Genomic DNA, 14,426 nt, shown 5'->3' on the forward strand with positions numbered 1-14,426 from the left:
TTAATTTTGAGGAATGAAAAAAGCCGTGATTTCCAGGAAGGAACTGTTCTTTCAAGTCGTACTCCATGTCTTGGTGCTGCTTTTCTATTCTTTTGACAAGTACAATCCTGGTATTACCTTCGCCCAATTGGTCTTCTTTTTGGTCTACACCGTTTTTGCTGCTTTCATAACCTACTTCCTCATGCCTAGATTACTATATCGAAAAAAATATTGGCGGTTTTTGGGAATGGTAGTTTTGGTATTATTCGGTGTTATATGGGCCGAAGAGCTTTTGGAACTGGTTTTTTATCCAGGAACCAAAAGAGCGAATATTGTCCCTGGAATCTATTACGCTGTATTCGACGTATTGCCGGTAATAGGAATTTTGTCGGGATTCAAGTTTGCATGGGATGCGATAAGTTCCCAAAGTGAAGTGGAAAAGTTGAAAATGTCCGCTCAGGAAAATGAACTACAATTTTTAAAATCACAGATCAATCCCCATTTTTTATTTAATAATTTGAATAATCTATACTCCTACGCCATAGATAATTCCCCTAAGACACCTACCATTATTTTGGAACTTTCTTCGGTATTGAGGTATATGTTGTACGACTGCAAGGAAAAGTATGTGCCACTCACCAAGGAGATAGAACACCTTAAAAACTATACCCAATTAAGTGAATTGCAGATTGAAAATAGGGGTAAGGTAGATTTTAAAGCGGATATTATAGGGTCGGGATACCGTATTGCACCCTTAATATTGACCGTATTTGTGGAAAATGCCTTTAAGCATAGTACCGCAAGCCAATCGGAGGATATATTTATTAATGTAAATATTAAGGTCTCGGAAAATGGTCTTTTACACTTTGAATGTACCAATTCCTTTCGTCGTGAAACCAATACCGACGATCTTTCCCATGGGATAGGTCTTCAGAACGTTAAAAAACGCTTAGGGTTGATTTATCCAGGGGCACATAGTTTATCTATTGAGGAATCTGAGACCACTTATTCCGTTATTTTGAACATTGATCTTAAAAGAGGTAGCACATGATTCGTTGCATCATTATAGAGGATCAGCCACCAGCACAGCGAGTACTTCAAAAGTATATTGGAGAAATGAATAGTTTGGAGCTAAAGGCTACTTTCGCGGATGCCCTTAAGGCCATGGATTATCTAAAAACCGAAGCGGTAGATTTAATTTTTTTGGATATCCACTTGCCCAAGATTTCTGGGATAGACTTTTTAAAAGCATTGAACAATAAGCCACATGTGATATTAACTACGGCTTTTTCGGAATATGCACTTGAAAGTTATGAATATCATGTAACGGACTATTTGTTAAAGCCGTTTTCCTTTGAACGATTTGTAATGGCCGTTTCCAAAGTTCCTGTTGGCAATGTACATACATCTTCAGTGGAAACGGATGTGGAAAGGAAGACAATTCCAGAGGTAATTTTTATAAAATCGGGCTATGAACACCTTAAAATAGCCGTAGCAGATATATTTTATATCCAATCCGAAGCGGACTACACCGAAATTTACACCGCTGATAAAAAGCATCTGACCTCACATTCCTTAAGGTATTGGTTGCAGCAATTGCCCTTGGGCCAGTTTGCCCAAGTGCATAAGTCCTATATTGTCAATACCCGGCAAATTGTGAAGGTATCGGGCAAGAGTATTGTTTTTAACAAGGAGACCTTTGTGCCCATTGGACGCGCCTTTAAAGAAGGATTTGTGGAAAAGTACCTTAAGTAATGGCTAACTTGTTTTGAGCCACTCGTACTTCGCACAAAATATTTCCCAAAAAGGTTAATTTGTGTATTAAATTATGTTGGAATAGATAACTTTATTATATTAGTGCAATCGATTGCACTAATCTTAATGTTATGAAATTCAGTATTCGTTTTATTGTAAGTACATCTCTCATTATGCTGCTGTTGGGACTTGTGTCCAATGCCTGCAAGGAAGCACCAAAAGAGCAAAATCAGGCCGCGGATTTATTTGCGGCGGCCGATAAGATTATTGAGGACATTGTGGTACCTCAATTTCCTGATCGTAGTTTTAGTATAATGGATTTTGGTGCGGTAGCCGATGGTGTATCAAACAGTACTGAGGCGTTTAAATTGGCTATTGATACTTGTCACAAGGAAGGTGGGGGTACGGTAATTGTTCCGATAGGAAGTTACCTAACAGGGCCTATACACTTAAAAAGTAATGTGAACTTGCATTTGGAGGAAGGCGCCGAAGTTTTTTTTACCAAAGAATTGAGTGCCTATCTCCCTGTTGTCCATACCTCTTATGAAGGTGTGGAACTCATGAATTATTCGCCCTTGATCTACGCCTATAAACAAAAAAATATCGCCGTGACCGGAAAGGGCGTTTTTAATGGACAGGCAAGTAATACTAATTGGTGGCCTTGGTGTGGAGCGGAAAGATATGGGCATATTGATGGGGAACCACAACAAAAGGATGGGCATAACTTGCCTCGTCTGCGTAAAATGAATGAAGAAGCTACGCCGGTTGCTGAACGTTTGTTTGGGGAAGGTTACCAATTGCGGCCTAGTTTTTTTCAACCTTTTGAATGCGAAAACATCCTAGTAAAAGGCGTAACCTTTACCAATGCTCCATTTTGGGTTATGCATCCCATTAAATGTAACAATGTTACCGTTGATGGGGTAACGGTAAAAAGCCATGGACCAAACAACGATGGATGTGACCCTGAGTATTCCAAAAATGTTCACATTACCAATTGTGTTTTCGATACAGGTGATGATTGTATTGCCATCAAATCTGGTAGAAACGATGAAGGAAGGAGGGTAAATATTTCAAGTGAGAATATTGTTGTGGAAAATTGTATAATGAAAGATGGTCATGGAGGTGTGGTCATGGGCAGTGAAATTTCGGCAGGGGTAAGGAATGTGTACGTTAGAAACTGTAATATGGATAGTCCTAACTTGGATAGGGCTATTCGAATAAAGACAAATACGCTAAGGGGAGGTTTTGTTGAAAATGTGTTTGTAAAAAATATTCAAGTTGGGCAGGTAAAAGAGGCAGTATTAAAAATTAATACATACTATGCAATTTATGACAATCAAGAGGGAAATTTTATTCCCACCATCAAGAATATCCATTTAGAGGATATTGAGGTGGAAAACGGGGGCGAATATGGAATATTGATAAAGGGTAGGGCCGAAAGCCCGGTTGAAAATGTAACCTTGACCAATGTGAATATAAAGGGCGCTAAAACTCCATTATCTGTTGAAAATTCGCAACCTATTATCTTCAAAAATACCACTATAAACGGAGTTGAATATTAATCTGTAAATAATCACAATGCAAAAATTATGAAAAAAGTCGCTGTACTATGTCTTACCTTTTTAGGTGTTTTGGCCTGTAGGGAGAAATCTGCCAAAAACGATAACATAACTGAAACCGGGCAAAGTGTTGGGATCACCGCCGATACACCGCTTAAAACCTATGCCGAAATATCCATAAAGGATGGCGGGGAGTGGGTTGGAAGAAAGTATGTAGGCGGAGATAGTTTTAGAAATGTACAAGAATTGGAGGTTCCTGAAAACCACACAGACCATTCTTTTTTTATTCGTTATGAGGGCCCGGGTTGGGAAAACAATCAAATTGGGTTTAGGTTATATTTGGATTGGAGGAACGCCATCGACATTTATGGTAAGAAGGTAGATTCTTTGGTCTTACCCTATGTAGGGCAGGATGGCTTTGATTCCTATCACGAACCTGCAGACTGGGGACAGGACATTTTAAAGGCGGGTAAATCCATGGGGTTGGGAGGATATGGTAGATTGGTAAATGATACGGTGGCCCATTTTAGGGATGTGGGCAATACCTTTGTTCAAATTGAAAACAAGGATAGTAACTCTACCGTGTATATTGACTACAAGGGTTGGGAAACGGGCAATGAAAGCATTGATTTGGAAGCCACTTTGACCATTTTTAAGGAAGACAGGTACACTCTTGCAACTTTGACCCCGTCCAAAGCCATTTCAGGTATATGTACTGGGATAGTGAAATTCAAGGATATCGTCCTTAGAAAAAAGGAAGGTATAAAGTGGGGATATATAGCGTCATATGGTGCCCAGACATTAGTGAGTGATACCGATAAATTAGGGATGGCTATTTTTTATAGGATTGACCAAGTGGCCGAACAAAAAGAGGGAATCAATGACCATCTTGTTGTATTTAAACCAACCACAGATAAAATTACCTACTATTTGCTTGGAGCATGGGAACAGGAACCTAATGGCATAAAAGATGAAGCATCGTTCATTTTGGATTTGGACAAAAAATTGGAAAGGCTAAACACTACTAATTCATTAAACTTATAAAACATGAAAAATTTAAGAACTTACATTTCTATTTGTGTATTGATTATTGGTTTATCCATTACTTCATGTAAGGAAGCCAAAGGGGAATCCAAAGTAGTACAAGAGGACCCTAAAGCATCAATAATAGTTCCCGAAAACTTGAAGTGGTCCGAAAGAATGCTAATGTCGGAAATTGAGCGTTTTCCGGATGCAACCAAACTGGACTTTGTGGACAAGCCTAGATGGAGCTATACCAATGGATTGGTCCTATCTGCCGCCATAAAAGTGTATGAGGAAACCAAGAAGCAAGAATATTACGATTATATCTATGCTTATGCGGATGATTTAATTGACAGCACCGGAACCATAAAAACCTATTCTTTGGAAGACCAGAATCTGGATATGATCAAGTCTGGTGATGTTTTATTATATCTATATGATAAAACCAAGGAAGAAAGGTTTTTGAAGGCCATGCAGATATTAAGTAGTCAAATGGATTCCCAGCCTAGAACATCGGACGGAGGTTTTTGGCACAAGAAGCGATATCCATATCAAATGTGGTTGGACGGATTGTATATGGCAGAGCCATTTCATGCACATTACACCAACATTTTCGAAAAAGATGCGCAGGAAGCCAAAAAAATCTATGATGACATTTTATTGCAATTCGATTTGATTCAAAAGCACAGCCATGATGAAAAAACGGGTCTTTTGTACCATGGTTGGGATGAAAGCAGGGAGCAAAAATGGGCAGATAAGAAAACGGGAACCTCACCCCATTTTTGGTCAAGGGCCATGGGCTGGTATGGCATGGCAATGGTAGATGTTTTGGATTTTTTACCAGAGGATCATCCGGGCCGTGAGAGAATTATTACCTATCTGAATCAATTCGCCGAGGCCGTAACAAAATATCAGGATTCAACGGGTTTGTGGTATCAAGTGTTGGATCAGGGTGACCGTGAAGGCAACTATTTGGAGGCTTCCGGTAGCTCCATGTTCACCTATACTTTTGCCAAGGGAGTCCATAAGGGATATTTGCCGGAAAAGTACATGGATATTGCGGAAAAGGCGTACTCTGGAATATTGGACAACTTAATATCCATTGAAGATAACGGAGTGGTGAACCTTAACAAAGTATGCGGGGTCGCCGGTTTGGGAGGTGATCCATATAGGGACGGGTCTTATGAGTATTATGTAAATGAAATTATTAGGCCCAACGACCCAAAGGGAACCGGTCCGTTTATATTGGCCAGTTTAGAGTTGAACAAATAGCCCCATACGGCAAGGAGGGACCTTCGCACGATAAAGTTCTAAGGAACTCCGTAGGCGTATCATTAAGAGGACCATAATGTGTTAATACAATATGGTCCCAACCAACACGGCCATAGAAATAGTGTTTTAGGGTAAGTGTTGGCATATAGGGAATTGAGGAGGAAATAGTCAACTTGGTTTTAGCTAGGTATGTACTTAATTGCAGTTATGGTTGGTATCTGGGAAGAATGGCTGCAAAAACCAAAGAAAGAGAGGACATATCCATTATTTTACCTCCAATCCCAGGGAATAAGAGATTGGTAGGCAAAGTTTCCTGAAATCAGGATTCCACGGATTATGGTCCATATAGATTACAGATCAGGTAAATCCGTTACATAGATTAAAATAGGGGAATGGCCCCAAATCAAGAGGTAAAGGTTGATTGGAATGCCACCGTGGCCCTAATGGGTGTTTTAGGTGGCAAACGTGTCAAAGTCCTTGGGTCCAATTTGATTGTATGGGGCTGTAACCGAATATTGGAAGCGGATTTAGAAACTTTGGAAGCGGCAATAATCTATAAATAGGCGACGGCTATGCGACACAAGGTTTTCAGCATTGTTCCTTATTTTTCAAAATGGAAATAGTTGAAAGGGGATCATACCATTTGATTTAAAGCCATCTAAATCAATAATTGCCGTTAACATTAAAACTGAAGTATTTTGATTGGGATAAAATTTTGGTCCTTTTTTGTGATATCCATAATTTTTGGTTCTTTGCTTTGGGCCCAACAACAACCTCATGGGGTTGAGCCCTATACCATTGCTTCTACCTATCAAAAGTTAAAAGCCCAATACCCCTTTGTTGAACCAATAAGACCTTTGAGATCCAATAAAGTTAAAGCAAAAAAAAATGTAGTATACAAGGTGGACGGGACCAAAAAATTAAGGGCCGATATGTATTTTCCCAAATCAGGGAAAGATAAAGTATTTCCAGCGGTTTTATTGATTCATGGTGGGGGATGGATTACCGGGAGTAAGGAAAATTTAGGAGTAATGGCTCAGCATTTGGCACTACACGGCTATGTAGCCATTACGCTATCCTATACCCTAAGCAGGGAAGCACCATATCCGGCCAGTGTTTTGGATATTAAAACGGCAATATCATGGATGCGCGCCAACGCAGAAAAGTATTATTTGGATCCTGATAAGATCGCAATTATGGGAACCTCGGCTGGAGCCCAATTGGCAACCCTTGTGGGACTTACCCCTAATTCTGCCATTTATGAAAGGAAATCGCCTTTTTCAGATGAAGTGCAGGCCATTATCAATATTGATGGCATTGTATCCTTTGTTCATCCTGAAGCACATGAGGAAGGCAAATCGGCCGGAATATGGCTTGGAGGGTCTAGAACTGAAAATTGGAAAAATTGGAATGAAGCCTCCCCCTTGGGCTATGTAAACGGGAACTCGCCCCCAATACTTTTTGTCAATAGTGCACAAGCCCGTTTTCATGCGGGAAGAGATGATTTGGTGTCACTTTATAATGGCTATGGCATTTATAGCGAGGTGCATACCATTTTGGATAGTCCACATTCATTTTGGTTACTGCATCCTTGGTTCGGATCAACGCTGGGTTACACCCTTGGGTTTTTGGAGAGGGTCTTTGGTCCAGGTCAATGAAGGACGCTTTTAATGGATCAGTCAAAATCCAACAACATTATAGTTGGGGACTTTTGGGCAAATTGCTGTGCCATTTCGCCTTTTGGGTCACCGTTGATGGCCATACCGGTAAAAGACCCTAAGAGCAATTCGGGAAAATTGTTTTGGTCAAAATCCGTTGGCTCCATGATGAGCCATCTTCCTGAAGAAGCTTGTTCAAAAGTGCGAATATTGCACGTAATGGAATCGCCAACGCTTATGTTTTCAAGGTATATAAATCCCTCCTTGGGATTGCGTAATAGATCCGGAAAGAAAGATATCATTGCAATGTCCTGGTCACCGTCTTTGTCAAAATCGTGATTAATGGCCTTGTAGGCACCATTTTGATGTTGAAAAAAAGCTTCTTTAAAATTGTTTTTGCCATCGTTGAGGTATATCCTTAGCCCATGATAGGGTTTTAAAAATCTTGAGAAATCGGCATTGTCGCCATTAACATATACAATATCGTCATGGCCATCCAGATTCCAATCTACCAGAGAAAAAGAGACTGAACCATAAGAGGGGGGGAATCTTAATAGCGTACTGGTGTTAAAATTACCTTCGCCCAAATTATAGTGTACGTCTATTCTTTCATTGCCCTGAGACATTAAAACAACAATATCCGGCTGGCCGTCTTGGTTTAAATCCCTAATCTCCACCGCAGCGGCACCGGGGTCCGAGGATAGTATTCTTTTTGAATATTCACCATTGGCTAGTTTTACAAAAAGGCTCAGTTTACCAGTGTGATTGCCATATTCACAAACAATAATATCCTCTAAATGGTCTCCTGTTAAGTCCGCAAAGGTAGTTTGAACAGGCCTTTGCAGGTTTTTTAAGATACTCATAAAGCCACGGTATTCTTTTTCTCCCGGCCTTTTAAATATCTTTACAACACTTCCGGAGGGATTGTCAGTAGGCATAAATCCACCCATTAAAGTAGCAATAATGGTGTCGGATTTACAATCCAAATATGAAATTGGGGAAGGCAGTGCCAGGGTGCTAACAGATTCTAGATTATGGTCCAAAATATTTATAGCGCTATAATCTGTTTTGGTATCCGCTACATATACCTCATTTAATTCGGGATTGTATTTAATTGCGGTGACCATTGGGGGCGAAACATGAAACTCAGGTACTTTTATTTTTAGTCCTTTGATTCCCATTCGTATTTTCTTATTTGGAACAATTAGGCTATCCGGGGCATTATTTTTATAATAATCTTGTATTAGGTTCCATTGACTTGGTGATAGGATAGGTTTTGGGGGAAATATATTTTGCCCCTCTACCAATATGCCTCCTTGATTGGTTTCAATTAGGCTTTGTCTACTTACGTCAGCATATATTCCCATTCTATGCCCCATTTGGGGCATCACCCCTAATTGCCACGTCTTTTTATCCAATAATTCCGGCTCTGGAAAAACATGACAGCCTGCGCAATGGTTCTTTGCCAAGGTTTCTGCACTAATCCCTTCTGCCCCATTATGATTTAAGACCTCATTGGGGGTAGCCTCCGGTTTTCCTTTGCAGGAGAAGAGTAGTATTTGAAGGCAGCCCAGTATAACATAGAAGGTATATCGCATAGGAGGTATCAGTGAGAATGTATTTCATATAAAAATGCAACAATTTCGGTACTTTTAAAAGATTTTTTTCAAAAGTTGAACATCTTTTTCATTAATGATGGGAGTATATTATGTTCATATATTTTACAAATAAAAAAGGGGAGAATTTTATCTCCCCTTTAACAACTTTATTATGCCATAGATTCAAAATAAGTTAATATCCAGGGTTTTGTACTAGCTTGGGATTCTTGTCCAAGGCTGTTTGCGGTAATGGGAAAATGGTATTATGGGCATCGAGCTCATAAAACGTAAGATTGGGCGAATATTGTGCAATCCTGTCCAACAAGGCCTGATCTGGTGTAAATACATCTCCATTATCGTCGTACATGGTAGGGACCGTATACGTGGCATATGCCGTTTTATTAGTGATTAATTTGCCCTGTCTTACCAATTCTTCATAGTCCTGTCCTTCAAAACATAGTTCTTTTCTAAATTCGAGATAAATAGCTTCTCTTAGTTCTTCCTTGGTCAATCCTGATAAGTCGTCCAAACCTGCCCTTTCACGTACCCTGTTTACATATTGATAGGCATTTCCAGGGCCCTCATCTTCGTTGGTAGCTTCGGCTGCGGTCAATAGAACATCTGCAAATCGCAAAACTTTTATGTTATAGGCCATTCCGTCTCCAACTTTGTTATCAGGATCCCTGTATTTGTTTATATGGGGTAGTGGGTAGGTGTTTTCCTGCCATTGTACCAGTTCCCCTCCACCGTTCAATTTAGGAAATTCGGTCAGCCAAGTAGCGGCCTTTCTTTTATCGTTTTCCTCAAATTGATTGAACCACCAAAGGCTACCGATTATAGTACCCCACTGTCCTGGGCCATAACCATTGTTATTGGGTTCATAATTGTTGCCCAAGGCATGACCTTGGGGAGCAATACCGTTGTATTGGACTTCAAATACACTTTCCACGTTGTTGTCCACGTCGCCATTGCCCATCCACCAATTGTCTTTTGGATCTTCCATAAGATCAAGACCACTGGGAGAATTTATAACCGCAATAGCATTGGTTTTGGCATTGCCCCAATCTTTTAAATAAAGTTGGACTTTGGCCAAGAGTCCCTGTGCGGCTTCTTTGGATGCCCTTCCAATGTTGTTGCCGGAATATGAAGATAGAATGGGTAAAGCGTCCATGGCCTCAGTAAGGTCTTTAACAATTTGGGCATATACTTCTGCCTCAGTATTTCTTGCAACTTGTAGCTCTGTAATGTCAGATGACTTGGTTTCTGTTAAAATTAAGGGCACGCCTCCCCATCTTCTTACCATATTAAAATAGGTCAGTGCCCGTAAAAATTTGGCCTCCCCTATAATTCTTGATTTAAGGGTTTCGTCCATTTCAATATCCGGCACGTGGTCAATTACGGCATTGGCGCGGTTAACGGCTTGCCAGACTGCTCCCCAAATCGCAATATTATAGCGTGGGCTTTTTACCATACCGGCATCATTGAGTTGAATTATTTCAGCCCTGTCCGAAGTAGTACCAAGGCGTGTAAAGACCCCATCGGAAGCCAATGCGCTCGATGTCATCCAATACCTGGAATAGTAATCGTTTACCCTCAAAGCCGCATAGGCTCCGTTTACTGCGGATTCGGCATCTTGAGCCGTTTGATAAAAGTTTACCGGCGAAATGGAATCCTTAGGAATCTCATCTAGATAATCAGAGCATGCGCCTGCAAGTATTGCAATGCCTAATAGTATTAAGAATTTTAAATTTTTCATATCGTTAATTTTTTTATTAGAAGTCGAGTTTCAGTCCCATTAAAACGGTCTTGGCCAATGGGTAAGAGCTTATATCCCATCCAAAGGATCCCCTTACATTGGCACGCCCGTTGGTGTCCGGGTTATAGCCTTTATAATCCGTTATCGTGAACAAGTTTTGACCGGTAACATATATAGAGGCATTTGCGTTGCCCAATAGGCCTTTGGGCAACTCATAATTAAGTGTAATTTCCCTCATTCTTAGATAGCTAGCGTCTTCTAGGAAAAAGTCAGAATCCCCAATACTGGCAGAACCTCCTATGGAAGGCGGAGTTTGGATGGGTGTAGGCCATAGGGCATCCGGGTTGCTAGGAGTCCAATAATCCCCAACTTCCGCCAAAACGTTTTGGCCTCGGGTAACACTAGAATTAAACCTTCTCATGGAGTTGTATACAAGTCCACCCTTCTGGCCTTGCAAAAAGAATCTTAGTTCTAGATTCTTATAGGATATGGTGGAATTGATCCCATAGGTAAAATCGGCATGTGGACTACCAAGTACAGTTCGGTCGTCTGTATTTATCTGACCGTCGTTGTTCACATCCACATATCTGGTCATCCCAGGTATAACACCTGGTCTTAGGGATTGTTCCGCGTCGGCCTCTGCCTGGGAACGATAAAGCCCATCTGTTTTGTAGCCAAAGAAAACGCCCACTGGTTCTCCAACGGTTACATAAGACCGTGGGGTAGCACCGGCAAATGTAGGTTGGGCTATTTCATAGGATTGATCTCCCTCTCCTACTTCTGAGGCGGATCCCAAGGAAGTAATCTCATTTTTGTTTTGGGAAATGTTAAATCCAAGATCCCACTTAAAGTCATCATTTTGAACAACAGCTCCATTTAGGGTGAGTTCCCAGCCAATATTTTCCATCTCCCCTAGATTCTGAACGGAAGGATCTAGGATTCCGGATGTTTCTGGAAGATTAACCTCTAGCAATAGGTCTTCGGTCTTTTTAATATAGTAATCAAATGAGGCATTAAACCTGCCGCGTAGCAGGGAGGCATCCAGACCCATATTGGTTTGGCTTGTTATTTCCCATGTTAGGCCTGGCACTGCAACACGTAAGGGAGCAAATCCACTAACAATGGTACCATCCCCAAAATTATAAGGGTCGGCTTGTAAAAGGGCCAAGGATCTATAAGTGGGCAATTCCTGATTACCAACCTGGCCCCATCCTACCCTTACTTTTAAATTATCAAAGAAATCCGATTCGGCCATGAAATTTTCGTTGGAAATCCTCCATGCCCCAGCCACAGATGGGAAAAAGGCCCATTTGTTTCCTTCTGCAAATTTAGATGACCCATCCCTACGTCCTGTTACGGTAAGTAGGTAACGGTCCTTGTAATTATAGTTTATCCTTCCTAGAAAGGACATAATACTAAATTCGGCATATTGAGAATCAACTGCGGGTGCCACCGATCCCGCACCCAAGTCATAAGGCCCTGTTATGTCCGTTGCAAATCCACTAGCCGTTATCAACCTGTATTCTTCGGTTTCCTGTTGTACCGTAAAACCAGCCAATGCCTGTAAATTGTGATCTCCAAAATCTTTATTGTAATTTAAGGTGTTCTCGTTTAATAGTGACGTTCTATTCACCGAGCTAACATTGGCAGTATTGATGGGGTTAACAGCATCGAATAGGGAAGTTCTATAGACATGTCTGTCTCGGTTCTCCAAGTCGGCCCCAATGCTAACCCTAAATTTTAAATCGTCCAATAATTCATATTCCCCAAATAAGGAGCCTAGGATTCTGGTGTTAACACTTTCATCGGAAAATTCATTGATGAATGCGAGAGGGTTTCGTGTTCCCTGTGCATCCGGAACCGTGGAGGGCATATCGTTAAGTACAGAGTAGGTGCCATCGGGCTGATAAACAGGTAGTATTGGCGCCATCTGTAAGGCAGTGGCCGTTATACTGTTGGTGGCTTCACCTTCTGTCTCGGCGGCATTATTAATAGATCGGGATACATTTAAAGAATTGCCAAATTTTAGTCGGTCACTGGCATTGATGTCCAAGTTGACCCTTAAGGAATACCGAGTAAAATCCGATCCTTTTATAATACCTTCCTGATCAAAAACAGCCCCGGATAAACTATATTGTATGGCTTCAGAACCTCCGTTTATCCCAATTTGGTGATTCTGGATCAAGGCACTCCTGAAGATTAGATCTTGCCAATCCGTATCGTTGGCCGGAGCACTGCTAAAAACAACAGGATCTGGAGTAGGACTATTGGCCGCCGCTTCATTGTATATATTTTGATATTGCTCGGCGTTCATCATATCAATTTTATTACTTATGGTCTGTATACCGGCATAACCATTATAAGAGATTCTAGGGAGGCCTTTTTTTCCTCTTTTTGTGGTGATAAGAATAACGCCATTGGCTCCCCTTACCCCATATATGGCGGCAGCAGAAGCATCCTTAAGCACTTCTATCGATTCAATGTCGGATGGATTTAGTGCTGCAAGCGGGTTTTGGTTTACCGTATAGTCCGTTCCTGTACTACTATCCAACCCCCTGCCGGCACTGGTAGCGAATTGGGATTGTCCGGTTACTGGAAAACCATCAATTACGTATAAGGGTTCGCTACCATTTAAAATAGAAGTAGTACCCCTAATCTTTACACTTATGCCACCTCCAGGGGCACCAGAATTGTTGGTAATGTTTACACCGGCTACCCTTCCTTGTAAACCTTGTTCCATGGAGGTTATGGGTGCTGCGTTTAGCTCTTCTGAGGAGAGGGATCCTACCGAACCTGTAAGATCACTTTTTTTCTGAGTACCATAACCAACAACAACAACCTCCTCGAGTTGGCTGGCATCTTCCAATAAACTTATGTTAATTTTAGATTGCCCGCCAACCGCTATTTCTTGGGTCTTGAAACCAATATACCTAAATACCAGAATGTCCGAGCTTTTGGCATCAATGGTATAGTTTCCATCGAAATCCGTTGCGGTTCCCGTCGTGGTATTTTTTATTATTACCGATACTCCTGGTAAGGGGGTGCCGGTTTCATCGGAAACGGTCCCTGTTACGGTGGTGGCGTCCTGCGCAAATATGGGCAGGCATAATATTACCCCAAATAGAAGGAAATAATATTTCATTTTCTTTTTTGTTTTCATACGAATGTGTTTAGTTGAAGTTATGTTTAAATTAATTTCCAATTGTTCTGATAGTAGTAGTTTTTAGCCGTCATTTTTTCTTTTTTTTAGTTTTGAATAATTTATACAATCGATTGTATTTTTACTGTCGTTTACTCTTTTGGGGCATAATTTCAACTATGAAAAAATATACAAATAGTCCGTCGAACTTTTGTAATCGATTACACTAAAGTAATTAAAATATGATATTATACAAAGAATTTGAAAAAAAATGAGCAATAATTTTGATGATTAGATAATAATCATCCATTAAAAATAGGATTATAGCAGGCCAGAAGCCTTGTTTTTAAAGGGATTTTACGATTTTACTAGGCTAAGCCTTTTACAAAGTCCAATATTTTTTTTGGGGGGACATATTTAAAGAAAAATTCCAATTTTTTTTACAAAAGTCATGGCAATCCATATATGGGAAACTTATAGCTCCTAGAAGCTAGTGTCTTTGCCAATGGCTTTACAAGAAGCAACATGAATGGTGAAGTAGCCTTAAAGCCAATGGAGAAAATACAAGAAAATGACTCTAGGATTTTTCATTATCAAAGTAATCCTTCAAATGCAACCATGGTAGAGGGCATTTTTTATATCCCCCTAGGAAACTAGGGTTTACTTTGATCCAATTCAATCATTTCT

At 40.6% G+C, this 14,426-nt stretch carries 10 protein-coding genes; 7 read left to right on the top strand and 3 right to left on the bottom strand.

The window, feature by feature from the left end; all coding sequences use genetic code 11:
- Positions 1–13: 13 nt before the first annotated feature.
- The 7 genes from B9Y87_RS16890 (at position 14) to B9Y87_RS16915 (ending at position 7,246) form a co-directional block, all read left to right on the top strand.
- Positions 14–1,030, top strand: coding sequence for a sensor histidine kinase (locus B9Y87_RS16890; RefSeq protein ID WP_085500139.1), 1,017 nt, complete (start codon positions 14–16; stop codon positions 1,028–1,030).
- Positions 1,027–1,734 (top strand): LytR/AlgR family response regulator transcription factor, encoded by a 708-nt coding sequence (locus B9Y87_RS16895; RefSeq protein WP_085500140.1) that lies wholly within the window; start codon positions 1,027–1,029, stop codon positions 1,732–1,734. Before B9Y87_RS16890 ends, B9Y87_RS16895 begins: the two co-directional genes overlap by 4 nt.
- Positions 1,735–1,865: 131 nt before the next feature.
- Complete coding sequence (locus tag B9Y87_RS16900; protein WP_085500141.1) at positions 1,866–3,296, top strand: glycoside hydrolase family 28 protein; 1,431 nt, start codon at positions 1,866–1,868, stop codon at positions 3,294–3,296.
- A gap of 27 nt (positions 3,297–3,323) precedes the next feature.
- Positions 3,324–4,337 carry a DUF4861 family protein gene (locus B9Y87_RS16905; RefSeq protein WP_085500142.1) on the top strand — a complete coding sequence of 338 codons (1,014 nt, stop codon included), beginning with the start codon at positions 3,324–3,326 and terminating at the stop codon, positions 4,335–4,337.
- Positions 4,338–4,340: 3 nt separating this feature from the next.
- Entirely contained in the window at positions 4,341–5,588 is a 1,248-nt protein-coding gene (locus B9Y87_RS16910) for a glycoside hydrolase family 88/105 protein (protein WP_085500143.1), read from the top strand.
- A 392-nt stretch (positions 5,589–5,980) separates the two neighbouring features.
- On the top strand, positions 5,981–6,151 hold the full coding sequence (locus tag B9Y87_RS22000; protein WP_176225661.1) for a hypothetical protein: 171 nt from the start codon (positions 5,981–5,983) through the stop codon (positions 6,149–6,151).
- A 165-nt stretch (positions 6,152–6,316) separates the two neighbouring features.
- Positions 6,317–7,246 carry an alpha/beta hydrolase gene (locus tag B9Y87_RS16915; RefSeq protein ID WP_245808730.1) on the top strand — a complete coding sequence of 310 codons (930 nt, stop codon included), beginning with the start codon at positions 6,317–6,319 and terminating at the stop codon, positions 7,244–7,246.
- Between the two features lie 17 nt (positions 7,247–7,263).
- On the opposite strand, the gene B9Y87_RS16920 is transcribed toward B9Y87_RS16915, so the two are convergent.
- The 3 genes from B9Y87_RS16920 to B9Y87_RS16930 all read right to left on the bottom strand — a co-directional run bounded on the left by B9Y87_RS16920 (position 7,264) and on the right by B9Y87_RS16930 (position 13,760).
- The gene (locus B9Y87_RS16920) at positions 7,264–8,844 is read right to left on the bottom strand and encodes an FG-GAP repeat domain-containing protein (protein WP_085500145.1); all 1,581 of its coding nucleotides are present in this window, start codon (positions 8,842–8,844) and stop codon (positions 7,264–7,266) included.
- Positions 8,845–9,037: 193 nt separating this feature from the next.
- Positions 9,038–10,600, bottom strand: coding sequence for a RagB/SusD family nutrient uptake outer membrane protein (locus tag B9Y87_RS16925; RefSeq protein WP_085500146.1), 1,563 nt, complete (start codon positions 10,598–10,600; stop codon positions 9,038–9,040).
- A gap of 16 nt (positions 10,601–10,616) precedes the next feature.
- The gene (locus B9Y87_RS16930; protein WP_085500147.1) at positions 10,617–13,760 is read right to left on the bottom strand and encodes a SusC/RagA family TonB-linked outer membrane protein; all 3,144 of its coding nucleotides are present in this window, start codon (positions 13,758–13,760) and stop codon (positions 10,617–10,619) included.
- Positions 13,761–14,426: the final 666 nt, after the last annotated feature.

Source organism: Arenibacter troitsensis (genome assembly GCF_900177645.1).
Taxonomy (GTDB): Bacteria; Bacteroidota; Bacteroidia; order Flavobacteriales; family Flavobacteriaceae; genus Arenibacter; species Arenibacter troitsensis.

Bases quoted from the DNA above. Each gene is read 5' to 3' on its own strand.
- B9Y87_RS16890 (WP_085500139.1), top strand. From the start codon at position 14: ATGAAAAAAGCCGTGATTTCCAGGAAGGAACTGTTCTTTCAAGTCGTA.
- B9Y87_RS16895 (WP_085500140.1), top strand. From the start codon at position 1,027: ATGATTCGTTGCATCATTATAGAGGATCAGCCACCAGCACAGCGAGTA.
- B9Y87_RS16900 (WP_085500141.1), top strand. From the start codon at position 1,866: ATGAAATTCAGTATTCGTTTTATTGTAAGTACATCTCTCATTATGCTG.
- B9Y87_RS16905 (WP_085500142.1), top strand. From the start codon at position 3,324: ATGAAAAAAGTCGCTGTACTATGTCTTACCTTTTTAGGTGTTTTGGCC.
- B9Y87_RS16910 (WP_085500143.1), top strand. From the start codon at position 4,341: ATGAAAAATTTAAGAACTTACATTTCTATTTGTGTATTGATTATTGGT.
- B9Y87_RS22000 (WP_176225661.1), top strand. From the start codon at position 5,981: ATGGCCCCAAATCAAGAGGTAAAGGTTGATTGGAATGCCACCGTGGCC.
- B9Y87_RS16920 (WP_085500145.1), bottom strand. From the start codon at position 8,844: ATGCGATATACCTTCTATGTTATACTGGGCTGCCTTCAAATACTACTC.
- B9Y87_RS16925 (WP_085500146.1), bottom strand. From the start codon at position 10,600: ATGAAAAATTTAAAATTCTTAATACTATTAGGCATTGCAATACTTGCA.
- B9Y87_RS16930 (WP_085500147.1), bottom strand. From the start codon at position 13,760: ATGAAAACAAAAAAGAAAATGAAATATTATTTCCTTCTATTTGGGGTA.